Here is a 21,838-nt window from a genome sequence, read left to right on the forward strand (position 1 = left end):
CGTCAGTTGGCTCGCGAAGGATCCGCTTCCGGATTCGGCAACGCCTTCGGCCCTTCCGCCGGGGCGCGCTTGACCGAGGCGAGCAACAGTTGCGAGACATCCACGACTTCGGTCCGCTCGGTCGCCATCCCTTCGTTCTGCCGCGCGGTGACCCCGTCGGTGAGCATCACCCGGCAGAACGGACAGCCGGTGGCGATCTTCGTGGGCGCCGTGCCCAGCGCCTCGTCGACCCGTTCCAGGTTGATCCGCTTGCCGATCTTCTCTTCCATCCACATCCGCGCGCCGCCCGCGCCACAGCACATCGAGCGGTCGCCGTGCCGCGGCATCTCGCGCAGGTTCGCCCCGGTGGCGCCGACCAGTTCCCGCGGCGCCTCGTAGATCTTGTTGTGGCGGCCCAGATAACACGGGTCGTGGTAGGTCACGTCGTCGGCGATGGGCGCCACCGGGACCAGCCGCTTGTCCCGCACGAGCCGGTTCAGCAACTGGGTGTGGTGCACGACCTCGTAGTCCCCCCCGAGCTGGGGATACTCGTTGGCGAAAGTGTTGAAGCAGTGCGCACAGGTGACCACGATCTTGCGCTGGTCACGCCCCTCGAACACCGAGTTGAGCACCTCGACGTTCTGCTGCGCGAGCATCTGGAACAGGAACTCGTTGCCCGCGCGCCGGGCCGGGTCGCCGGTGCAGGTCTCCTCGGGTCCGAGCACGGTGTACCGCACGCCGGCGATGTGCAGCAGTTCGGCCACCGCGCGCGTGGTCTTCTTGGCGCGGTCCTCGAAGGCGCCCGCACAGCCGACCCAGAACAGGTATTCGGCGTCACCCAGTTCGCCGTCGAACACGGGCACCTCGAAGTCGAGCCCCTCGGTCCAGGCGAGCCGGTCCTTGGCGTTCTGGCCCCAGGGATTGCCCTTGTTCTCCAGGTTCTTGAACATCCCGTTGAGTTCGCTGGGGAAGTTCGACTCGATCATCACCTGGTAGCGGCGCATGTCGACGATGTGGTCGACATGCTCGATGTCCACCGGGCACTGCTCGACGCACGCGCCACAGGTGGTGCACGACCACAGCACGTCGGGGTCGATGACCCCGGACTCGTCGGCGCCGCCGACGAGGGGACGCCCGGCCTCGGCGAGGGCGAGCACGTCGATGCCCGCGTGCCGCTCCTCCTCGGTCGCGCCCTGGAGCCCGATCTCCTCGCCCGCCATGTCCTTCCTGCCGCCCGCGAGCAGGTACGGCGCCTTGGCGTAGGCGTGGTCGCGAAGTTGCGTGATGACCAGCTTCGGCGAGAGCGGCTTGCCGGTGTTCCATGCGGGGCACTGCGACTGGCAACGGCCGCATTCGGTGCAGGTGGTGAAGTCGAGCCAGCCCTTCCAGCTGAAGTCCTCGACCCGCCCGGCACCGAAGACGTCCTTCTCCGGGTCCGCCTCTTCGAAGTCGATCGGCTTGCCCGCGCTCATCATCGGCTTGAGCGCGCCGAGCGCGACACCACCGTCGTCCTCGCGCTTGAAGTAGATGTTGAAGAAGGCGCTGAACCGGTGCCAGGCGACGCCCATCGTCAGGGTGCGCCCGACCACGGCCAGCCAGACCATGCCGGAAAGGAGCTTGACCAGCGCGGTGATGGTCACGGCCGCGGTACTGGCGGGCAGCAGGGTGGCGAGTGGCTTGGTGACGAAGCTGCTCCACAGCGCCGGATCCTCGACACCGGCGGCGATCTTGAACGCCTTCACGCCGAGGATGCCGAGCCCCTCGATGATGACCACGGCCTCGACGAAATAGGCCCGGCGCTGGTTCGAGCCGGCGAACCGGGACTTCCTGCCCGAACGGCGCGGGTGGTTGAGCTGGCGGATGACGGCCAGCGCCACCCCGCCGGCGACGGTGCCGAGGCCGAGCAGTTCGGTGAGCAGCAGCCACGGCTCCCACGCGCCGAAGACCGGCCAGTGAAAGCTGGGGTCGAAGGTCTCGCCGTAGGCCTCGAACCAGGCGAGCGACCCGAGCAGGAAGCCCCACATCACCAGCCAGTGCCACGGGCCGACGTGCCGGAACTTGTTCATCCGCGTGTGCGCCGCGAACTCGCGGATCAGCGTGCGCAGACGGGCTCCGAACGGTCCGTTCCGGGTGGCGTCCGGCTGCCCCAGCCGGATGATCCGGACCATGCGCCACACGCCCGAGAAGAACAGGGCCCACGCGGCAAGGCTGGCGGCGACCCCGACCACTCCAAGTGTGATCTGCAGAACACCCATGATTGGCAAGCCCCTTCGATGGTCGTTACCGGACCGAGTTACTCATGAGTAATCCAAAAGTTCCGGGAAGTCTCGCGGATGTGGCGCGCGACTCTCTCTTTCTGGGACGATCGTTCAGGTAGTTTGGTGAGATGCCTTACCTGCTGCTCGCGCTGGCCATCGCCGCCGAGGTCGCCGCGACCGTCTCACTGAAGTTGTCGAACGGCTTCTCGAAACTCGCCCCGTCGATCGTGGTGGTCGCCGGATACGCGGTTTCCTTCGTCGCGCTGGCGAAAGTGCTCAAGATGGGCCTGCCGATCGGCGTCGTCTACGCCGTGTGGTCCGCGATCGGCGTCGCCGCGGTCGCCCTGATCGGTGTGCTGTTCCTGCACGAGCCGGTGAACCTGGTCATGATCAGCGGCCTGGTCCTGGTGGTCGGCGGGGTCGTGCTGATCGAAGTGGGGGCCACACGGTGAAAAGCCTGCGTGACGGGCGCAAGGAACGTGGGGAGAAGCGGCGCCGGGCGCTCATCGACGCGACACTGCGGGTGATCGAACGGGACGGCGTGGCCGGGGTCACGCACCGGTCGGTCGCCGCCGAGGCGGGAGTGCCCACCACCTCGACGACCTACCACTTCACCAGCCTCGACGACCTGCTGATCGCGACGTTGATCACCTGCGCGCACGACATGGCGACCGAGGTGTACTGGATGATCGACCGCGCCCGCTCGCGCGGCAGCCGGGGCGCCGACGAGGTCGCGAGCCTGCTCGCCGAGGCGCTCGGCCCGCGCCGAGGACGCACGATGGCCGAGTACGAGCTGTACCTCCTGGCCGCGCGCCGACCGGAGCTCCGCCCCGCCGCGCGGCGATGGCTGGACGTGCTGACCTCGATGGTCCGGCCGGACGACCTGGTCGCGTTGAGAGCCTTCCTCGCCGGGATCGACGGGTTGCTCATCCAGGGCTTGATCGACGACGAGCCCCCGACCGCGGAGGAACTCCGCCCCGTCGTCGACCGCCTACTCAGCTCCCCCTAGTCAGCCCTTGTTCTCGTAGACCGCGATCAAGAGCGCCCGGCCGATGGCGTGGCTGAACAGGTTGAAGCCGAGGAACGCGGGGGTCGCGCCCTCCGGGATGTCGAGCTTGGGGACGTCCACCGCGTGCACACCGAAGAAGTACCGGTGCGGGCCGTGCCCGGGCGGCGGGGCGGCGCCGAGGAAGCGCCGCAGTCCCCCGTCGTTGGCCAGCGTGACAGCGCCCTCGGGAAGCCCGGACCCGTTCTCGTCACCCGCACCGGAGGCCAGCTCGGTCACCGACGCCGGGATGTTGAAGACCGCCCAGTGCCAGAACCCGCTCGCCGTCGGCGCGTCCGGGTCGTAACAGGTGACCGCGAAGCTCCGCGTCTCGCTCGGAAAACCCTCCCACGCCAGGTGGGGTGAACGGTCCTCGCCGCCGGCTCCGAAGATCCCGCTCAGGTGCGGGGTCGCGAGCGTCTCGCCCTCCGCTATGTCGTTGCTGCGCAAGGTGAAGCCCGGCAGCGAAGGCAGAAAGTCATAGGGATTGGGTGACTGGGGCATCAATCCTCCTCGTCGGGAAAGGGTCACGAAGATCCGGCAACCAAGAGACTAGGGGCGCCGACGGCGACCCACCGGGCGAGGACCAGGGGTCGCCCTCCGGGAAGAACCAGGGATGGTCCCTGATGCCCGGTCGCGGCCCGCCCACTTAGCGTTCCGGGCACAGGAAAACTGACTGGGGAGGCAGCAAATGGGCAGAGCCGCGCTCGCCATCGCCGGAATGGCCCTCATCGGTATCGGCGTAGCCATCGGGGTCGGCTGGTGGTGGCCCTCGCGTGCCGACGCGGAAGCACGCCTGACCCAACCGATCCGGACAGTGCGCATCGACGCGGTGTCCTCGACCGTGCGGATCCGGACCGCGGACGGCTCCGCCACCACGGTCCATGAACATTTCGGCTACCACGGCCGTTCGCGCCCCGGCGACACCTTCCGGGTCGAAGGCGATCAGCTCGTGCTTCCGCCGTGCGGCAACTCGTGTTCCACGGACTACGACGTGACCGTGCCGCGCGGGACCGCGGTGACCGGTTCGACCACCTCGGGCGTGATCCGGCTGCAGGGCACCGGACCGGTCGACGTGTCGGCGACCTCCGGCGATGTCGACGTGACGCTCACCGATCCGCAGAACGTCCGCGTCCGCACCACCAGCGGTGCCATCCGCCTGTTCGTGCCGCACGACCGCTACCAGGTCACCGGCGACAGCACCAGCGGCGAACGCCGGATCGATGCGGCCACCGACCCGTCGTCACCGCACCTGCTCGAACTGACCACCACGAGTGGTGACGTGACGGTGCGCGAAAGGTGAAATCCGGTGCCGGGAACAAGCCGCCGCCCTCGGCCGTTACCCTGCACAGAAGGTTGAGCGAGACTGACTCAAGTCTGGTTTGACTCGACCGGGACGCCCGGGATAAAACTTGAGCGGGTCCCGCTCAAGTCGGGCACGATACAGCAAGTTCAGGAGGGAACACACCATGGCGCGAGCGGTCGGCATCGACCTCGGCACGACCAACTCGGTCGTAGCCGTCCTTGAGGGCGGCGAGCCGACGGTCATCGCCAACTCCGAAGGCTCCCGTACCACCCCGTCCATCGTCGCGTTCGCCAAGAACGGCGAAGTGCTGACCGGCCAGCCGGCGAAGAACCAGGCCGTGACCAACGTCGACCGCACCATCCGGTCCGTGAAGCGGCACATGGGCACCGACTGGAAGACCGAGATCGATGGCAAGGCCTACACCCCGCAGGAGATCAGCGCGCGTGTGCTGATGAAGCTCAAGCGGGACGCCGAGTCCTACCTCGGTGAGGAGATCACCGACGCGGTCATCACGGTCCCCGCCTACTTCGAGGACGCCCAGCGGCAGGCGACGAAGGAGGCCGGCCAGATCGCCGGGCTGAACGTGCTGCGGATCGTCAACGAGCCGACGGCGGCGGCGCTGGCCTACGGCCTGGACAAGGGCGAGAAGGAACAGACCATCCTGGTCTTCGACCTCGGTGGCGGCACCTTCGACGTGTCGCTGCTGGAGATCGGCGACGGTGTGGTCGAGGTCCGGGCCACCAGTGGTGACAACCACCTCGGTGGTGACGACTGGGACCAGCGGATCGTGGACTGGCTGGTGGACAAGTTCAAGGCGTCCCACGGCATCGACCTGACCAAGGACCGGATGGCGCTGCAGCGCATCAAGGAGGCCGCGGAGAAGGCCAAGATCGAGCTTTCCAGCTCCTCCAGCGCGAGCATCAACCTGCCCTACATCACGGTCGACTCGGACAAGAACCCGCTGTTCCTGGACGAGACGCTGTCGCGCGCCGAGTTCCAGCGGATCACCAACGACCTGCTGGAGCGCACCCGCCAGCCGTTCAACAACGTGATCCGGGACGCCGGCATCTCGGTCGGCGCGATCGACCACGTGGTACTCGTCGGCGGTTCCACCCGGATGCCCGCCGTGTCCGACCTGGTCAAGGAGCTGACCGGCGGCCGCGAGCCGAACAAGGGCGTGAACCCGGACGAGGTCGTCGCGGTCGGCGCGGCCCTGCAGGCCGGTGTGCTCAAGGGTGAGGTCAAGGACGTCCTGCTGCTCGACGTGACCCCGCTGTCGCTGGGCATCGAGACCAAGGGCGGCGTGTTCACCAAGCTCATCGAGCGCAACACCACGATCCCGACCAAGCGCAGCGAGATCTTCTCCACCGCGGACGACAACCAGCCCTCCGTGCAGATCCAGGTGTTCCAGGGCGAGCGCGAGATCGCGGCGCACAACAAGAAGCTCGGCATGTTCGAGCTGACCGGCCTTCCGCCGGCCCCCCGCGGCGTCCCGCAGATCGAGGTCACCTTCGACATCGACGCCAACGGCATCGTGCACGTGACCGCGAAGGACCTGGGCACCAACAAGGAACAGTCGATGACCATCACCGGTGGCTCCGCGCTGCCGAAGGAGGACATCGACCGGATGGTCAAGGACGCCGAGGCGCACGCCGAGGAGGACCGCACCCGGCGCGAGGAGGCGGAGACCCGCAACCAGGCCGAGACGTTGGTCTACCAGACGGAGAAGTTCGTCAAGGACAACGACGAGAAGCTCCCGGAAGACATCAAGGGCAAGGTCAAGACCGCGATCGACGAGGCCAACGAGGCCCTCAAGGGCACCGACACGGCCAAGATCAAGGAATCGATCGAGAAGCTGAACACCGCCTCCCAGGAACTGGGTACCGCGCTCTACGCGAACGCTCAGCAGGCGGGCGGGGCCGAGGGCGCCGCGGGCGGCGAGTCCGCCGGGGCTTCGGCGGGTGCCTCGGGTTCGCAGGCCAAGGCCGATGACGTCGTGGACGCCGAAATCGTCGACGAGGACGACAAGAAGTGACCGGAAAACACCGCCAGACCGAAGAGACGGAAGAGCCGGCCGAACCGTTGATCGTGCGGGACCGCCGCAAGATCGACCCGGACACCGGCGAAGTGCGTCCGGAGCCGGAGCCGGAGCCCGAGTCCGAGGAGGCCGGCCCGTCCGGTCCCTCCCTCGGGGAGTCCATTGTGGACGAAGCCGTGGAGGTGACCTCCGACATCGAGAAGGAGCTCGCCGAACGCACCGCGGATCTCCAGCGGCTCCACGCCGAGTACGCCAACTACCGCAAGCGCGTCGAGCGGGACAGGGAGGCGGTGATCGCGTCGGCCAAGGCCTCCGTGGTCTCCGACCTGCTGCCGTTGCTCGACGACCTGGAGCGGGCCGAGCAGCACGGCGACCTCACCGGTGCGTTCAAGGCGGTCGCCGACAAGCTCGTCGGGAGCCTGCAGCGGTCCGGTCTCGAGCCGTTCGGCAAGGAAGGCGAGCCGTTCGACCCGAGCGTGCACGAGGCGGTGCAACACAGCACCTCGCCGGACGTGGCAGGCCCGACGGTGACCACGGTGCTCCGCCGCGGTTACCGGTTCGGCGATCGCACCCTGCGCGCGGCGCTGGTCGGCGTCACCGATCACGAGCCCGCACCGGAACCGCGGGCCGTCGACTCACCGGACGAAGGCGAGTTGCCGTTGAACGGCGATGAAAGCTCCAGCTGAAAGAAGAAGGATGACGAGATGACAGGGGAGGAGGAGACGTCCGCATGAGCGCACGTGAGTGGATCGGCAAGGACTTCTATCGTGAGCTGGGCGTCTCCTCCGACGCGTCGGCGGACGAGATCAAGAAGGCCTACCGCAAGCTGGCCAGGGAGAACCATCCGGACGCCAACCCGGGTGACACCAAGGCCGAGCAGAAGTTCAAAGCGGTGTCGGAGGCCTACGGGGTCCTCTCCGATCCGACCAAGCGCAAGGAGTACGACGAGGCACGGCGGTTGTTCGGCTCCGGGGGCGCGGGCGGCTTCGGCTTCCCGGGCGCCGGCGGTTCGGGCAACTTCGACATGAGCGACCTGTTCGGGCAGACCGCGGGCGCGAGCGGCGGTTTCGGTGGCCTCGGTGACATCCTCGGCGGCCTGTTCGGCCGCCGAGGCTCGGCCGGGGCGGGCGCGAGCAGGCCGCAGCGCGGGGCGGACGTCGAGACCGACGTCCGGATCGACTTCGCCGAGGCGGTCAAGGGCGCGACCCTGCCGCTACGGCTGTCGAGCCCGGCGACCTGCGGAACCTGTCACGGCAACGGGGCGAAGCCGGGCACGCAACCGCGCACCTGCCCGGTCTGCGGCGGCTCCGGCCTGGTCAACCGCAGCCAGGGCGCGTTCGCGTTCTCCGAACCGTGCCGTGACTGCCGGGGGCGCGGCAAGATCATCGACGACCCGTGCCCGGAGTGCGGTGGCGAGGGCATCAGCACCCGCACCAGGACGCTGACCGTCCGGGTCCCGCCGGGAGTGGACGACAACCAGCGCATCCGGCTCGCCGGTCAGGGTGAGCCGGGCCGCGGTGGCGCGACGGCGGGCGATCTGTATGTCCGCGTGCACGTGTCGCCGCATCCGGTGTTCGGCCGCAAGGGTAACGATCTGACGATCACCGTGCCGGTCAGCTTCACCGAGGTGGCGCTCGGTGCCACGATCACCGTGCCAACCCTGGACGGGAAGGTGTCGCTGCGGGTACCGCCGGGTACCAGCAGCGGCCGCGTGCTCCGGGCTCGTGGCAAGGGTATCGCCAGGCGCGACGGCTCTCAGGGCGATCTGCTGGTCACTCTGCAGGTCGCGGTTCCGTCCACATTGGACGGTGACCAGCGCAAGGCCCTGGAGGCGCTCGCCCAGGCGTCCACCCACTACGACCCGAGGCCGGAGATCACCAGAATGCTCGGCGGATCGGAGCGGTGATGGTGTTCGGTGGCATGCCCAACGGGGCCGATGAGGACACGCCGGTCTTCGTGATCTCGGTGGCCGCACAGCTGTCGGGACTGCACGCCCAGACGTTGCGTTCCTACGACCGGCTCGGCCTGGTCTCCCCAGGCCGAGCCCCGGGCGGCGGGCGGCGGTACTCGATGCGGGACATCGCCCTTCTGCGCGAGGTGCAGAAGATGTCCCAGGAGCACGGCGTCAACCTGGCCGGCATCAAACGGATCATCGAGTTGGAGAACCAGGTCGACGCCCTGCGGTCACGGGTCGCGGAACTCACCGAGGAACTGGCCGCCGCCTACGCCGCGGCCCACCAGGCCGCGGCGGCGGTCCACGCCTCGTACCGCAAGGACCTCGTTCCCCTCAACCGGGAAACCGCACTCGTGGTCTGGAAACCGCGAAAGCGCTAAGAGGTACTGCGGAGGTGTTCGGCGAAGAAGGCGAACACCCGGCGCCAGGCGTCCTCGGCCGAGTCACGCTCATAGCCCATTCCGGCGACCTTGCCGAGCAGGTTCAGCGGCCCGAGGTGGAACTGGTTGGCGAAACCGTGCCCGGCGTTCGGGTACTCCTTGATGTCGTGGGGAATCCCCCGCTCACTGAACTTGGCCTCCAACTTGGCGGGTGCGTCCGCCAGCCCGCGATCCCGCTTGCCATAACTCCCCACCACCGGGCAGGAACCGTCCAAAATGGACATATCAGCGGGCGGTGGGCCGTAGAAGGGTGCCGACGCGTCGAATCCGCGTGAGGCCGCGACCAGCGCGAACCCGCCGCCCATACAGAAACCGACGACGCCGACCTTGCCCGTGCAGTCCGCGCGGTCGGCCAGCAGGTGCCGGGCGGCCTCGATGTCCTCGAACGGCTTGCCGGTGGCGGCCATCAGCGAACGGAACACCGACCTGACACACCGGACGAACCCGCCCTGTGAGTACAGATCCGGCGCCAGCGCCAGGTAACCGGCGGTCGCGATGCGGTCGGTGATGTTCCGCGCGTCCTCGTTCAGACCGAGAGCGTCGTGGATGACGACCACACCCGGCCACGGAGGTTCACCCGAGACCTTGGCGTGCGGTTCCGCCAGATAGCCGCGAAGGCCCTCGGCGACGGAGATCTCCATGGCGGAAGCCTAGTGCCCGAACCCGTCAGTCGAAGCTGAACGGGTCGTAGGAGATCTGGTCCAAGGCCGTCCCCGCGACCAGCATCCGGGAAACGGTCGCCCTGATCATCGCCGGGGATCCGGAGACCAGGACGTCGTGGTCCGGCCAAGAGCCGTACCGGGTGACCACGTCGGCCAGCGTGCCCTGTTCGAATCCGGACGGGGCGTCGGCTTCGACCACCGGCCGCACCGTCAGCCACGGGTTGCACGAGGCCATCATCTTCAGCCCCTCCAGGACGTAGAGATCTTCCCGCGTGCGGCCGCCGTAGAAGATCTGGACCTTCGGGTTTTCGCCGTACTGGGCGAGCCCGTCGAGAAGGGACTGCATCGGTGCGATCCCGGTGCCGCCGGCGATCATCAGCACTTTGCGGTCCTGTTCGCGGTCGACCCTCAACCGCCCCAGCGGCGGTCCGAACCGCCATACGTCACCGGCCTGGGTGTGACTGACGATCGCCCTCGACACCCATCCCCCGTCCACCGCGCGGACATGGAACTCGAGAGAGCCGTCCGGCCGGGGCGCGTTGGCCGGGGAGAGGTAACGCCACAGTCGCGGCCGCTGCGGGACCTCGACGCTGAGGTACTGCCCGGCACGGAAGGGGATCACCTGCTGGGGCTCCAGCCGGACCATCGCCAGGTCCCAGCTGATCCGCCGGTGCTCGGCCACGGTGGCCAGCCAGTTCGGCGGGTTGTCGTCGGCCGCGGCGGCTTCCTGCATCTGACGGGCGATGATGGTGTAGGCCTCCGCCCAGGCCTGTTCGACCTCAGGGGTCCAGTCCGGCCCCAGCTGCCGTTTCATCGTGGCGAGCAACGCCGTGCCGATCGCCTCGTAGTGCTGGGGCTCCACACCGAACTTGCGATGGTCGCGGCCGAGGTGACGCAGGAAGGGCACGAGGTCGTCGGGCTGGTCCACCATCTGCACGACGTGGATCAGCGCACGGACCATCCGGTTGCGCTGGACGTCCATGTTGATGGGAAAGAAGTCGCGCGTCGCCGGGGCCAGGGTGAAGACCATTCCGTAGAAGAACTGAGTGAGCTCCGGGAGGTAGGGCTCGGCTTTCGTCCACGAATCCTGGATCAGCCGCACCATCGCCGTGACGGCAGGCGGCGCCTCCCGGTGGACCGACCGGGGAACCGGGCTGACGGGATCCGCGCTCATTTTGTCCGAACTCTGTGCCGGTGCTTGCTCATGCCTGTTCTCGATTATTCATGCAGGCGCAAGAGGTGCGGATCCCCTGCGCGAGCCCAGGCCAGGCGCACCGGCGCTGGGTGAAATGATCATGAATAATCACCCCGTTCGGTCTCCGTGATTACCCCAACCGGGAGCCGCTGCGTCGAGACTATCCGCCGGCGGGGTGTTTGCTCGTCAAGTTGCTCCGTCCGGGTGGCCGCACCGAAGTGGTCGACCTCACCCGCACGATAGATGCCGAATGCAACTACCGGCGCTACCGTTGCTTGATCCAGCCGAACTCTGGAGGTGGGATGGGTCCGAGCGATGAAGCCGGGCTGGAACTGATCCGTCAGTTGCGCACCGCCGCCCAGTTGCATCACGCCTGGGTCGCCCAGACGTGGCAGAACGAACGCAAGTTTCATCCGGCGGCCGCGATGCTGCTGTCCGATCTGGCGCTCCACGGCGAATGCCGTCCGTCCGAACTCGCCAAGCGCAAGATGGTCGACGTCTCGGTGGTGAGCCGCCAGATCGCCCAGCTGACCGCGGCCGGACTGGTCGACCGCAGACCCGCGCCCGAGGACGGCCGCGCGGCGCTCGTCCGCGTGTCGGAGAGCGGTCACGCCGAACTGAAGCGCCTCCGGGAAGCCCATCTCGAGTTCTTCCGCACCGCACTCGGCCAGTGGAGCGAGACGGAGGTCTCGACGCTGACCAGCGCCATCACCGCCATGAACGAGGCGCTTCGTGGGCGTCTGGATGGCCAGCAGGCCGGCTGAACCGCTGGGCCCGCCGTGTGACATCGATCTGATGAGGCATGCCTACCCTGTCCCCGGCTCTCCTCCGTGCTTAAAGTGCCGGTCGTTACCAATCCGACCACAGCCTGGCCGGATTGGTAAAGTAAGGCTAACCAAGGTACGCGTGAGGAGCGGCCGGAGGAGGCGCACGTGTGGGCCGACGGTGTCCCCAACCTGCTGATCGGCCTTCGTGAAGGACTCGAAGCCGGGCTCGTCGTCAGTATCCTGCTGGCCGCGCTCAAACGCACGAGGCCCGAGGGCGCGAAAACGGGGTCCGCGCCGATCTGGCTCGGCGTCCTCGCGGCCGCCCTGCTCGCGATCGGTTTCGGCGCCGTCCTCACGTTCTCCCGGTCGGCGCTCTCTGCCACCGCACAGGAGACGTTCGGCGGAACGCTCAGCCTGATCGCGGTCTGCCTGGTCACCGCGATGGTGTTCTGGATGCGGCGCACCGCCCGCGGCCTGTCCCGCGAACTGTCGGCCAAGGTCGGTGACGCGCTCCGCATCGGAGCGGGCGCGCTCGCGCTGACCGCGTTCCTCGCGGTCGGCCGGGAAGGCCTGGAAACCGCGCTGTTCCTGTGGACCACCGTGCAGGCGGCGGGCGAGTCCACCGCACCCCTGATCGGCGCGGCGGCCGGGATCGGTGTCGCGGCCTTGCTGTGCTGGCTGCTCTACCGCAGCGCCATCAGGATCAACCTGGGCGTGTTCTTCTCGCGGACGGCGGTGCTCCTGGTGATCATCGCCGCCGGAGTGCTGGCCTACGGTCTCGGCGACCTCCAGGACGCGGGCGTTCTGCCGGGCCGCACCTGGCTGGCCTTCGATCTGACCGCCACGATCTCCCCGGACGCCTGGTGGGTGACCCTGGTCCGGGGCGTCACGAACCTGACGCCGAGCATGACCTGGCTCCAGGTCACCGCCTACGTGGTGTTCGTGGCCGTGGTGCTCGTCGCGTTCTTCCGGAAACCGGCCACCGCACCAGAACCCGCGGCCGAGCGGAGCTGGTCCGAACGCGTCCCGCGCCTGCCCAAGCGCTGGGCGGTGACCGCGGCCGTGGTCGTGCCCCTGCTCGGCGCGGGCCTGTTCGCCGCGCTCGTCCCGTCCTCCGGGGCCGAGGCCCGGCAGGTCACCATCACCGCCTCCGCGTGCGCGCCCGATGCCGGTCCGGTCGCCGCGGGGACGCAGGAGTTCACCGTGGCCAACAAGTCCGGCCGCTCCGGCGAGATCTACCTGATCCGGCAGAGCGACGGCGGCGTCATCGGCGAGGTCGAGGGCATCGGGCCGGGCACCCGCCGCACCATGCCGGTGAACCTGTCCGCCGGTGAATACGCCTGGCGTTGCGTCATGTCCGGCGCACCCGAGCGGCGATCGGCGGCCGTGGTGGCGACCGGCGCCGGTGGCACCGCGCCACCCGCGGTGGTGCCGGTGTCCGAATACGACCTCGAGGCACCGCTCAAGCAGTACCAGGACTATGTGGCGCCGCAGTTGTCCACGCTGGCCACTCAGGTCGACGCCCTGCGCGCTTCCCTGTCCCGGAGCGACCTGCAGGGCGCCAAGGGAAATCTGCTCCAGGCCCAGCTCACCTGGGAACGGGTCGGGGCCGCTTACGGCAGCTTCGGTGACATCGCCGAAGCCATCGGGCGTTCGCCGAACGGGCTTCCGGACGGCGTCGCCGACAAGGACTTCACCGGGCTTCGCCGGATCGAGTACGGCCTCTACCACGGTCAAAGCGCCGCCGACCTGAGTCCGGTCGCGGACCAGCTCGCCGCGGACGTGGCCACCTTGCGGACCAAACTGCCCACGGTCACCGCCGATCCGGGCGACCTGCCTCTTCGCGCCCACGAGATCCTCGAAGACTCCTTGCGCGACAAGCTTTCCGGCGCGTCCGATCAAGGTGCGAACACCGGATACCAGGAGACGCTGGCCGACATCGAGGGCACGCGAGTGGTGCTCGACGAACTCACTCCGCTGCTCGCCTCGCGACGACCTGACCTCGTCCCCACCGCGAAGCGGCAGCTCGACACGCTCGAACAGGCGCTGAAGGCGACCACCTCCGGACCGGCGACCGCCCCGCTCGCCGAGCGCCAGCGGGTCAACGCGGCCACCGGGCAAGTCCTGGAAACCCTGTCGCTCGTCCCCGACCTTCTCGAAGTCAGGCAAGGGTAAGGAAGACTCATGACACTGAGCAGGCGCAGGTTCCTGCAGGGCACCGGCGCGGGTGTCGCGGGCAGCGCGCTGGCCGGCGGGCTCGTCGCCGCCGGCGCCCACGCAGACGCCCGGTCGGCCACCGGCGACACCAGGACCGAGGCCGAGTCCTACCCGTTCCACGGCGCCAACCAGTCCGGCATCTACACCCCGCAACAGCGCGCCGCGGCCTTCGTCGCCTTCGATGTGATCGCCACCGACCGGGCCGGGCTCACCGACCTGTTCCGCACTCTCACCGAGCGCGCGCGGTTTCTCACCGCGGGCGGGACCCCCGAGGATCTCGGAGTGGGCTCGCCGCCGTCGGACAGCGCCGTGCTCGGCCCGTCCGTGCCCGCGGACGGGCTGACCCTGACCCTGTCCGTCGGCTCGTCACTGTTCGACGACCGGTACGGGCTCGCCTCACGCAGGCCGGTCAAGCTCACGCAGATGAAGACCTTCCCGGACGACGCGCTGGACCCGAAGTGGTGTCACGGCGACCTGATGCTGCAGCTGTGCGCGAACAACCCCGACACCGTGCAGCACGCCCTGCGGGACATCGCCAAACACACCCGGGGCGCGATGCAGGTGCGGTACCGGATGAACGGCTTCCAGTCACCGCCGAGGCCGTCGGGCACACCACGAAACCTGATGGGCTTCAAGGACGGCATCTCGAACCCGGTCCCGGCCGACAACCTCGTCTGGGTGCCAGGGGGCACCGCCGAACCGGCCTGGGCGGCAGGTGGTTCGTACCAGGTGGTCCGTTTGATCCGGATGCTGGTCGAGTTCTGGGACCGGGTGTCGATCCGGGAACAGGAGAAGATGTTCGGCCGCAAGCGGGACAGCGGCGCGCCACTGGACGGCGCGGGCGAGTTCGACGCGCCCGATTTCGCGTCCGACCCCGAGGGCAAGACGATTCCCCTCGACTCGCACATCCGGCTGGCCAACCCCCGCAGCCAGGACACGGACTCCAGCCGCTTGTTGCGCCGGGGCTACAACTACGACCTCGGCACCGACCTCAACGGCAACCTCGATGTCGGCCTCGTCTTCTGCTGCTACCAGCAGGACCTCGAGCGTCAGTTCGAGGCCGTGCAGCACAGGCTGGCCGGCGAACCGCTGACCGACTACATCCAGCCCTACGGCGGCGGCTACTTCTTCGCCCTCCCCGGCGTCCGTGATCCCCAGGACCACTTCGCCAGCGCCCTCCTGACTTAGGGTCACCCGAGCCTACGCGACTACTCACCGTTACGAGTTCACGACCGGGATCGATCCTTCGTGGCTGGTCACACCCCCGGTACCCTTGCCCCATGGCTACACCGGATGGACTGGAGGCGCGCGTCGCCGCGCTGGAAACCCAGGTCGCCGACCTGACTGAGAAAGTGCGCTACAGCGCGCATGACGCCGCCGCCGCGCGAGTCCTGGCGGGCGGAGCCGACCGCGACGTGACTGAGATCCGCGCGGAGATTCGCGACTTCCGGCAGGCCACGACCGCCAGCTTCAATGCGATGCGGGAAGACCTCAACGACCTTCGGCAGGAGACCGCGAACGGGTTCCTCGAGATACGCGGCAGGCTCGACGCGACCGCGGCCGGGCAGCAGCAAATCGTCGCTCTGCTCAACCGGGCCCTCGGCGAGCGGGACGAGTCCGGCGGCCAGTAGCCGCCAGGCAGGACCGTCGCCACAGCTTCGTCTACGTGTTGCCGGCAGGCCGCGCCCGCGGTGGAGCCTCCGGGTGTCGTGATGTTCACGCTGGTCAGAACCACGGTTCGTCGATTCACGGACTTGAGCGGAACACACTCAACTTTCCTGACGTTGTACATCCCGACGGCCGATGGTAGAGGCTGTCACCAGAGGGATTTCGACACAGGAGTGAGGGATGGACGCTTTCAACCCGACGACGAAGACCCAGCAGGCGATCTCGTCGGCGGCACAGGCGGCGACCGTGGCGGGCAACCCGAGCATCGCTCCGGCACACCTGCTGGGCGCGCTGCTGGCTCAGAGTGACGGCATCGCCGGGCCGCTGCTGACCGCGGTCGGGGCCGATCCGGGTCAGGTGCACAAGGAGCTGGAGCCGCTGATCAACGCGCTCCCGTCGGCCACGGGGGCCACCGTCTCCACTCCGCAGTTCGACACCCACGCGCTCAAGTCGCTGACCCATGCCCAGAAGCTCGCCACCGAGATGGGGGACGAGTTCGTCTCCACCGAACACCTGATGGTCGGGCTCGCCGCCGAGGGCGGCAACGTCGCCGACCTGCTCAAGCGCCACGGAGCCACGGCTGACGCGCTGCGTGAGGCGTTCGTCAAGGTGCGTGGCTCGGCCCGCATCACCAGCCCCGATCCCGAAGGCACCTTCAAGGCGCTGGAAAAGTACGGCGTCGACCTCACCGAACGGGCCCGCAAGGGCGAACTCGACCCGGTGATCGGCCGGGACGCCGAGATCCGTCGTGTCGTGCAGGTGCTCTCCCGCCGTACGAAGAACAATCCCGTTCTCATCGGTGAGCCCGGTGTCGGCAAGACGGCCATCGTCGAAGGGCTGGCCCAGCGGATCATCGCGGGCGACGTGCCGGAATCGTTGCGCGGCAAGCGCGTCGTGGCGCTCGACCTCGGTTCGATGGTGGCCGGCGCGAAGTACCGCGGCGAGTTCGAGGAGCGGCTCAAGGCCGTCCTCAAGGAGATCACCGAGTCGGCGGGCCAGGTCATCACGTTCATCGACGAGTTGCACACGATCGTCGGCGCGGGCAGTACGGGCGGCGATTCCTCGATGGACGCCGGCAACATGATCAAGCCGATGCTCGCCCGTGGTGAGCTGCGCATGGTCGGCGCCACCACGCTCGACGAGTACCGCAAGCACATCGAGAAGGACGCGGCGCTGGAGCGACGCTTCCAGCAGGTGCTGGTCGGCGAGCCGTCGGTGGACGACACCATCGGCATCCTGCGCGGGCTCAAGGAGCGCTACGAGGTGCACCACGGTGTCCGCATCACCGACGCCGCGCTGGTGTCCGCCGCGACCTTGTCCGATCGCTACATCACCGCCCGGTTCCTGCCGGACAAGGCGATCGACCTGGTCGACGAGGCGGCGTCCCGGCTCCGCATGGAGATCGACTCCCGGCCGGTCGAGATCGACGAGGTCGAGCGTGCCGTGCGCCGGCTGGAGATCGAGGAGATGGCGCTGGCCAAGGAAGAGGACATCGCCTCACGGGAGCGGCTGGCCGCGCTGCGCGCCGAACTGGCCGAGAAGCGTGAGGAACTCGCCGCGCTGACCGCTCGCTGGCAGAACGAGAAGGGCTCGATCGAGAAGGTTCGCGACTTCAAGGAGCAGCTCGAGCAGTTGCGAGGCGAGGCGGACCGGGCCGAACGCGACGCCGACCTCGGACGGGCCGCGGAGCTGCGGTACGGCAAGATCCCCGCGCTCGAGAAGGAGCTCGAAGCCGCGCAGCAGAACACCGAAAAGCGCGCCGAGGTGATGCTCAAGGAGGAGGTCGGCGCGGACGACGTCGCCGACGTGGTCAGCGCGTGGACCGGGATCCCCGCCGGACGGCTCCTCGAAGGCGAGACCGGGAAGCTGCTGCGGATGGAGGAGGAACTCGGCAGGCGCGTGGTCGGCCAGCGCGAAGCCGTGACGGCCGTGGCCGACGCGGTGCGGCGCGCCCGTGCCGGGGTGGCCGATCCCGACCGCCCGACCGGGTCGTTCCTGTTCCTCGGCCCGACCGGGGTGGGCAAGACCGAGCTGGCCAAGGCACTGGCGGAGTTCCTGTTCGACGACGAACGCGCGATGACCCGCATCGACATGAGCGAGTACTCCGAGAAGCATTCGGTGGCCCGGCTCGTCGGCGCGCCGCCCGGATACGTCGGCTACGACCAGGGCGGCCAGCTGACCGAGGCGGTGCGGCGGCGCCCCTACTCGGTGGTGCTGCTGGACGAGGTGGAGAAGGCACATCCGGACGTGTTCGACGTGCTGTTGCAGGTGCTCGACGACGGCCGCCTCACCGACGGCCAGGGCCGCACGGTCGACTTCCGCAACACGATCCTCGTGCTGACGTCCAACCTCGGCTCGCAGGCCATCGCGGACGCGTCGCTCGACGAGCGGCAGCGCCGGGACGCGGTGCTCGCGGTCGTGCAACGGAGCTTCAAGCCCGAGTTCCTGAACCGGCTCGACGACATCGTGGTCTTCCACGCGCTCGACACGGAGCAGCTCACGTCGATCGTGGACATCCAGGTGGCACGGCTGGCCGCCCGGCTGGCTCAGCGGAGGCTGACCCTTGATGTCACCGACGGGGCCCGCGAATGGCTGGCGCTCAACGGCTTCGACCCGATCTACGGCGCCCGGCCGCTGCGGCGGCTGGTCCAGTCCGCGATCGGCGACCAGCTCGCGCGCAAGCTGCTCGCCGGGGAGATCCGTGACGGTGACACCGTGCGGGTCGACGTCGGCAGCCTCGACGCCGGCAACATGCTGACGGTGACCGCGGCCGGAGCGAACGCCGGAAAGTGACCCGCGTGCTCGGGTGAGGCGCCGCGCCTCACCCGAGTGGGGACCGCGACACGGCCCGCTGATCTTGGTCCAGCGGGCAGGAGCGATACCCTGGTGGCCGTGGGTATTCCGGCGTGGATCTGGTTCGTCGTCGCCGCCGTCGCCTTGGTGGCCGGTCTGGTCCTTCTTGGCGCCGACCGCGCCAGAGAAAGCTCGCGTAACCGCGAGCGAATGCGCTGGGCCGACCTGCGCGGATGGCAGTTCACCGAGGAGGACGAGCGGCTGGCCAAGCAGTGGTCCGCGGGCGCCCTCGGCTACTTCGGCGCCCAGACGGCGGTCAACGTCGTCGCGGGCTCAACGTTCACCTCCGACGGCCGTCGTCCGGTGTTCGTGTTCGACATCGAGGCCGACGGGCAGATTCCCGCGGTGGTCGTCGCGGTGCGCTGCAACCGGGTCCATCCGGTACTGGTCGAGTTGTGGCTGGCGAGCGTGCCGTTCCAGCGGACGGGCATGCCGGAGCTGCTCGGCCCGGTCGGGCAGCGTTACGCCTTCGCCGACGACCCCGAGGGCGCCCGCAAGGTGATCACCCAGGACCTGGTGGACGCCGCGGACGCGCTCGGCGGGGATGTGGGCGTGGCGTGGCTCGAAGGCGAGTGGGTGCTCGCCAGCGCGGCGCCCCAGGCCGGCCCGTCCCGGCTGGAACGGCTGCTGCGTGATCTCGGCGAGATCGCCGACATCGTGGATCCCTTCGACCAGGACGACCGGAACGCCGGCCAGGACTGGCAGGACGACAAGTCGGAGAAGCCCGCGCAATGAGGACGGCACTGATCACCGGATCCAGCGCGGGCCTGGGCGCGGCCTTCGCCCGGCGGCTCGCCGCGGAGGGCTACAACCTCGTTCTGGTCGCTCGCGGCAAGCAGCGCCTGGAGACACTCGCGGCCGAACTGGCCGACCGGCACGGCATCACCGCGACGGTGCTGCCCGCCGATCTCGCCACCGCGGACGGGCGCGCGATCGTGGCAGCGCGCCTGGCCGACGCCCCGGTCGATCTTCTGGTGAACAACGCCGGGCTCGGGCTGTCCGGGGAGTTCTGGGAGATCCCGCCCGAAGACCTGGAGCACCAACTCGACGTCAACGTGACGGCGGTACTCCTGCTCACCAGGGCGGCGTTGCCCGGCATGATCGAGCGAGGGTACGGCGACGTGATCAACGTGTCGAGCGTGGTCGGGTTCTTCTCCGGCCGAGGCTCGACCTACACGGCGAGCAAGAGCTGGGTCACGTCGTTCACCGAGGGCATCGCGACCGCACTGCCGCCAGGGGTGCGCATGATGGCGCTCTGCCCCGGTTTCATCAGGACCGAGTTCCACGATCGTGCCGGGCTGGACATTCCGGTACCGAAGCCGATGTGGCTCACGGCCGACCGCGTGGTCGCCGACGCGTTGACCGATCTGCGCCGTGGCAAGGTCATCTCCATTCCCAGCCTGGGCTACCAGGCACTCGTCACGCTGGGGACCCTGCTGCCGCGTTCCGTGGTGCGGGCACTGTCCCGCCGCACCGGCGGCCGCGGCCGCACCTGACCAGCCTTCCAGGCCTTTCCCGCGGAATGTAAGACTTTGGCCGTGTCGAAACCGGTGTTGGATCAAGCGGCGAAACTCGAACTGGCCAGGCTCGTCTCGGAGCTCTCGGTCGTGCACGGCAAGGTGACCCTCGCCTCCGGTCATGAAGCCGACTACTACATCGACCTGCGCCGGGCCACCCTCCACCATGCGGCGGCCCCGTTGATCGGCAAACTGCTGCGCCGCCTGACCGCCGACTGGGACTACGTCGCCGTCGGCGGGCTGACCCTCGGCGCGGACCCGGTCGCCACCGCGATGCTGCATTCCGCGGCGGCCGACGGGGTGGTGCTCGACGCCTTCGTGGTGCGCAAAACCGCCAAACAGCACGGATTGCAGCGCCGGATCGAAGGCATGGAGGTCGCGGGCCAGCGGGTACTGGCGGTGGAGGACACCTCGACCACGGGAGGCAGCGTGCTCACCGCCGTGGAAGCGCTGCGCGAAGCGGGAGCCACCGTGGCCGGCGTGGCGACGGTCGTCGATCGGGACACGGGCGCGCGAGAGGCGATCGAAGCGGAAGGACTTCCGTACCGGTATCTGCTCGATCTGGACGATCTCGGACTCACCGCACCCTGATCCGCGGCGGAAAAGCCCTTGTGCCAACCCGCGGCTGCCAAGATGACCACAGAGCGCGCCCCGCGCAAGGTCGCGGAGTGAGCAGCGTGACCTGGCCCGCGCCAGGTCACGCACTCCTCACAGTCTGGCAACCAAGTGGCCAACACCATCCCCGAAACGGTATCTACCTGCCTTTTCCCCGTTATTCGCTGGGAAAGGGGGGTACCTTCGAATGTGAAGGGGCTGTGAAAGGGGGCGTTTGGCATTGTCGACGGCGAGAGTTCTGGCAGATCTGACCGTGGGCCTACACATTCTTGCGCTGCTCTACATCGGGCTCGGGGGTTTCCTGGCGTGGCGCTGGCCCAAGAGCATCTTTGTCCACATCTTTTTCGCCGCCTGGGGCGTCGCGGTCAACGTCTTCCCCATCGACTGCCCGTTGACCGCTCTCGAGGACTATTTCCGCAGGCTGCAAGGCCTTGGGCCGCTTCCCGGTGGCTTCAACGCCTACTACATCTACGGCACCGTGTTCCCGCGCTCGTCACTTCCGCTGATCGCGGCCAGCGCGCTGACCATCCTGGTCTTCTCCTACCTCGGCGCCTACACCCGCTGGCGCCACCGTGACCACACACCGGTCCACCCGGTGCCCCACGTCTGATTCGCACCGGTGGGCGCGTTCCGCGACGGGCACTGAGCGACAATCCAAGAGTGCTATCGGAGGAAACCGGCCCCGTGGGACCGACTGAATGGACCGCGCGGGAAGAGGTCGGGGTCGGGCCGTGGAGTGGCGAGTGGCCCGCCGACGACCGCTACGACCCGGACCTGTTGGCGGGTGGTGACCGTCGCAACGTCATGGATGCCTACCGGTACTGGCGCCGCGAGGCCATCGTCGCCGACGTCGACCGGCGAAGGCACCCGTTCCACGTCGCGATCGAGAACTTCCAGCACGATCACAACATCGGAACCGTGGTCCGTACGGCGAACGCGTTCGCGGCGGCGGCCGTGCACATCGTGGGACGGCGGCGCTGGAACCGGCGTGGCGCGATGGTCACGGACCGCTACCAGCATCTCGAGCACCATCCCGATGTCGCTTCCCTCGCGAAATTCGCCACCGAGCGAGGCCTCTCGATCGTCGCGGTGGACAACACGCCCGGCGCGCAGCCGGTCGAAACGGCGGTGCTGCCCCGGGAGTGCGTGTTGCTGTTCGGACAGGAAGGCCCTGGTCTGTCCGAGGAGGCGCAGGCCTCGGCGTCCTTCGTGGTGTCGATCGCACAGTTCGGCACCACGCGGTCGATCAACGCCGGAGTGGCCGCCGGCATCGTGATGCACACGTGGATCCGGCACCACGCCGACCTCTCGTCGGCCTGGTGAC

General features: G+C 68.6%; 21 protein-coding genes. 17 read left to right on the top strand and 4 right to left on the bottom strand.

The window, feature by feature from the left end:
* Nucleotides 1-2: 2 nt before the first annotated feature.
* Complete coding sequence (locus tag ACFSXZ_RS15805) at nucleotides 3-2,234, bottom strand: (Fe-S)-binding protein (RefSeq protein WP_378265775.1); 2,232 nt, start codon at nucleotides 2,232-2,234, stop codon at nucleotides 3-5.
* A gap of 131 nt (nucleotides 2,235-2,365) precedes the next feature.
* Here ACFSXZ_RS15805 and ACFSXZ_RS15810 point away from each other — a divergent pair, with 131 nt between their 5' ends.
* The gene (locus ACFSXZ_RS15810) at nucleotides 2,366-2,689 is read left to right on the top strand and encodes a DMT family transporter (RefSeq protein WP_378265776.1); all 324 of its coding nucleotides are present in this window, start codon (nucleotides 2,366-2,368) and stop codon (nucleotides 2,687-2,689) included.
* Nucleotides 2,686-3,246 carry a TetR/AcrR family transcriptional regulator gene (locus tag ACFSXZ_RS15815; RefSeq protein ID WP_378265777.1) on the top strand — a complete coding sequence of 187 codons (561 nt, stop codon included), beginning with the start codon at nucleotides 2,686-2,688 and terminating at the stop codon, nucleotides 3,244-3,246. The genes ACFSXZ_RS15810 and ACFSXZ_RS15815 overlap by 4 nt, the downstream gene beginning before the upstream one ends.
* Here the strand turns inward: ACFSXZ_RS15815 and ACFSXZ_RS15820 are convergent, their stop codons facing one another.
* Nucleotides 3,247-3,786, bottom strand: coding sequence for a YbhB/YbcL family Raf kinase inhibitor-like protein (locus ACFSXZ_RS15820; RefSeq protein WP_378265778.1), 540 nt, complete (start codon nucleotides 3,784-3,786; stop codon nucleotides 3,247-3,249).
* Between the two features lie 187 nt (nucleotides 3,787-3,973).
* Here ACFSXZ_RS15820 and ACFSXZ_RS15825 point away from each other — a divergent pair, with 187 nt between their 5' ends.
* The 5 genes from ACFSXZ_RS15825 to ACFSXZ_RS15845 all read left to right on the top strand — a co-directional run bounded on the left by ACFSXZ_RS15825 (nucleotide 3,974) and on the right by ACFSXZ_RS15845 (nucleotide 8,960).
* Nucleotides 3,974-4,585 (top strand): DUF4097 family beta strand repeat-containing protein, encoded by a 612-nt coding sequence (locus tag ACFSXZ_RS15825; protein ID WP_378265779.1) that lies wholly within the window; start codon nucleotides 3,974-3,976, stop codon nucleotides 4,583-4,585.
* Nucleotides 4,586-4,751: 166 nt separating this feature from the next.
* Entirely contained in the window at nucleotides 4,752-6,623 is a 1,872-nt protein-coding gene (gene dnaK, locus ACFSXZ_RS15830; protein WP_378265780.1) for a molecular chaperone DnaK, read from the top strand.
* On the top strand, nucleotides 6,620-7,312 hold the full coding sequence (gene grpE, locus ACFSXZ_RS15835; RefSeq protein WP_378265781.1) for a nucleotide exchange factor GrpE: 693 nt from the start codon (nucleotides 6,620-6,622) through the stop codon (nucleotides 7,310-7,312). The genes dnaK and grpE overlap by 4 nt, the downstream gene beginning before the upstream one ends.
* A 44-nt stretch (nucleotides 7,313-7,356) precedes the next feature.
* Nucleotides 7,357-8,532, top strand: a complete 1,176-nt coding sequence (dnaJ, locus tag ACFSXZ_RS15840; RefSeq protein WP_378265782.1) for a molecular chaperone DnaJ — start codon at nucleotides 7,357-7,359, stop codon at nucleotides 8,530-8,532.
* Nucleotides 8,532-8,960 carry a heat shock protein transcriptional repressor HspR gene (locus tag ACFSXZ_RS15845; protein WP_378266476.1) on the top strand — a complete coding sequence of 143 codons (429 nt, stop codon included), beginning with the start codon at nucleotides 8,532-8,534 and terminating at the stop codon, nucleotides 8,958-8,960. Before dnaJ ends, ACFSXZ_RS15845 begins: the two co-directional genes overlap by 1 nt.
* Here the strand turns inward: ACFSXZ_RS15845 and ACFSXZ_RS15850 are convergent.
* On the bottom strand, nucleotides 8,957-9,661 hold the full coding sequence (locus ACFSXZ_RS15850) for a dienelactone hydrolase family protein (RefSeq protein ID WP_378265783.1): 705 nt from the start codon (nucleotides 9,659-9,661) through the stop codon (nucleotides 8,957-8,959). The two genes, ACFSXZ_RS15845 and ACFSXZ_RS15850, sit on opposite strands and share 4 nt — an antisense overlap.
* A gap of 25 nt (nucleotides 9,662-9,686) precedes the next feature.
* A complete protein-coding gene (locus ACFSXZ_RS15855) occupies nucleotides 9,687-10,856 on the bottom strand; it encodes a globin domain-containing protein (protein WP_378265784.1) in 1,170 nt (389 codons plus the stop codon).
* A gap of 323 nt (nucleotides 10,857-11,179) precedes the next feature.
* On the opposite strand from ACFSXZ_RS15855, the gene ACFSXZ_RS15860 reads away from it, so the two are divergent.
* The 10 genes from ACFSXZ_RS15860 (at nucleotide 11,180) to ACFSXZ_RS15905 (ending at nucleotide 21,837) form a co-directional block, all read left to right on the top strand.
* Nucleotides 11,180-11,641 carry a MarR family winged helix-turn-helix transcriptional regulator gene (locus ACFSXZ_RS15860; protein ID WP_378265785.1) on the top strand — a complete coding sequence of 154 codons (462 nt, stop codon included), beginning with the start codon at nucleotides 11,180-11,182 and terminating at the stop codon, nucleotides 11,639-11,641.
* A gap of 168 nt (nucleotides 11,642-11,809) precedes the next feature.
* A complete protein-coding gene (efeU, locus tag ACFSXZ_RS15865) occupies nucleotides 11,810-13,819 on the top strand; it encodes an iron uptake transporter permease EfeU (RefSeq protein WP_378265786.1) in 2,010 nt (669 codons plus the stop codon).
* Between the two features lie 9 nt (nucleotides 13,820-13,828).
* Nucleotides 13,829-15,049, top strand: a complete 1,221-nt coding sequence (gene efeB / locus ACFSXZ_RS15870; protein WP_378265787.1) for an iron uptake transporter deferrochelatase/peroxidase subunit — start codon at nucleotides 13,829-13,831, stop codon at nucleotides 15,047-15,049.
* A gap of 92 nt (nucleotides 15,050-15,141) precedes the next feature.
* Nucleotides 15,142-15,492: a permease gene (locus tag ACFSXZ_RS15875; RefSeq protein ID WP_378265788.1), complete on the top strand. Its 351-nt coding sequence runs from the start codon at nucleotides 15,142-15,144 to the stop codon at nucleotides 15,490-15,492.
* Between the two features lie 217 nt (nucleotides 15,493-15,709).
* Nucleotides 15,710-18,322, top strand: a complete 2,613-nt coding sequence (clpB, locus tag ACFSXZ_RS15880; RefSeq protein ID WP_378265789.1) for an ATP-dependent chaperone ClpB — start codon at nucleotides 15,710-15,712, stop codon at nucleotides 18,320-18,322.
* Between the two features lie 99 nt (nucleotides 18,323-18,421).
* On the top strand, nucleotides 18,422-19,117 hold the full coding sequence (locus ACFSXZ_RS15885) for a hypothetical protein (RefSeq protein ID WP_378265790.1): 696 nt from the start codon (nucleotides 18,422-18,424) through the stop codon (nucleotides 19,115-19,117).
* The gene (locus ACFSXZ_RS15890; protein WP_378265791.1) at nucleotides 19,114-19,878 is read left to right on the top strand and encodes an SDR family NAD(P)-dependent oxidoreductase; all 765 of its coding nucleotides are present in this window, start codon (nucleotides 19,114-19,116) and stop codon (nucleotides 19,876-19,878) included. The genes ACFSXZ_RS15885 and ACFSXZ_RS15890 overlap by 4 nt, the downstream gene beginning before the upstream one ends.
* A gap of 42 nt (nucleotides 19,879-19,920) precedes the next feature.
* Nucleotides 19,921-20,490 (top strand): orotate phosphoribosyltransferase, encoded by a 570-nt coding sequence (gene pyrE / locus ACFSXZ_RS15895; RefSeq protein WP_378265792.1) that lies wholly within the window; start codon nucleotides 19,921-19,923, stop codon nucleotides 20,488-20,490.
* Between the two features lie 244 nt (nucleotides 20,491-20,734).
* Entirely contained in the window at nucleotides 20,735-21,124 is a 390-nt protein-coding gene (locus ACFSXZ_RS15900) for a DUF2784 domain-containing protein (protein WP_378265793.1), read from the top strand.
* Between the two features lie 74 nt (nucleotides 21,125-21,198).
* Nucleotides 21,199-21,837 carry a TrmH family RNA methyltransferase gene (locus ACFSXZ_RS15905; protein ID WP_378265794.1) on the top strand — a complete coding sequence of 213 codons (639 nt, stop codon included), beginning with the start codon at nucleotides 21,199-21,201 and terminating at the stop codon, nucleotides 21,835-21,837.
* The last annotated feature ends 1 nt before the right edge of the window (nucleotide 21,838 follow it).

The sequence above is a fragment of the Amycolatopsis pigmentata genome, from assembly GCF_042684065.1.
In the GTDB taxonomy this organism is placed as follows: Bacteria; Actinomycetota; Actinomycetes; order Mycobacteriales; family Pseudonocardiaceae; genus Amycolatopsis_E; species Amycolatopsis_E pigmentata.

Coding starts and splice junctions, on each gene's coding strand:
- ACFSXZ_RS15805 (WP_378265775.1), bottom strand. CDS start 2,234: ATGGGTGTTCTGCAGATCACACTTGGAGTGGTCGGGGTCGCCGCCAGC.
- ACFSXZ_RS15810 (WP_378265776.1), top strand. CDS start 2,366: ATGCCTTACCTGCTGCTCGCGCTGGCCATCGCCGCCGAGGTCGCCGCG.
- ACFSXZ_RS15820 (WP_378265778.1), bottom strand. CDS start 3,786: ATGCCCCAGTCACCCAATCCCTATGACTTTCTGCCTTCGCTGCCGGGC.
- ACFSXZ_RS15825 (WP_378265779.1), top strand. CDS start 3,974: ATGGGCAGAGCCGCGCTCGCCATCGCCGGAATGGCCCTCATCGGTATC.
- dnaK (WP_378265780.1), top strand. CDS start 4,752: ATGGCGCGAGCGGTCGGCATCGACCTCGGCACGACCAACTCGGTCGTA.
- dnaJ (WP_378265782.1), top strand. CDS start 7,357: ATGAGCGCACGTGAGTGGATCGGCAAGGACTTCTATCGTGAGCTGGGC.
- ACFSXZ_RS15845 (WP_378266476.1), top strand. CDS start 8,532: ATGGTGTTCGGTGGCATGCCCAACGGGGCCGATGAGGACACGCCGGTC.
- ACFSXZ_RS15850 (WP_378265783.1), bottom strand. CDS start 9,661: ATGGAGATCTCCGTCGCCGAGGGCCTTCGCGGCTATCTGGCGGAACCG.
- ACFSXZ_RS15855 (WP_378265784.1), bottom strand. CDS start 10,856: ATGAGCGCGGATCCCGTCAGCCCGGTTCCCCGGTCGGTCCACCGGGAG.
- ACFSXZ_RS15860 (WP_378265785.1), top strand. CDS start 11,180: ATGGGTCCGAGCGATGAAGCCGGGCTGGAACTGATCCGTCAGTTGCGC.
- efeB (WP_378265787.1), top strand. CDS start 13,829: ATGACACTGAGCAGGCGCAGGTTCCTGCAGGGCACCGGCGCGGGTGTC.
- ACFSXZ_RS15875 (WP_378265788.1), top strand. CDS start 15,142: ATGGCTACACCGGATGGACTGGAGGCGCGCGTCGCCGCGCTGGAAACC.
- clpB (WP_378265789.1), top strand. CDS start 15,710: ATGGACGCTTTCAACCCGACGACGAAGACCCAGCAGGCGATCTCGTCG.
- ACFSXZ_RS15890 (WP_378265791.1), top strand. CDS start 19,114: ATGAGGACGGCACTGATCACCGGATCCAGCGCGGGCCTGGGCGCGGCC.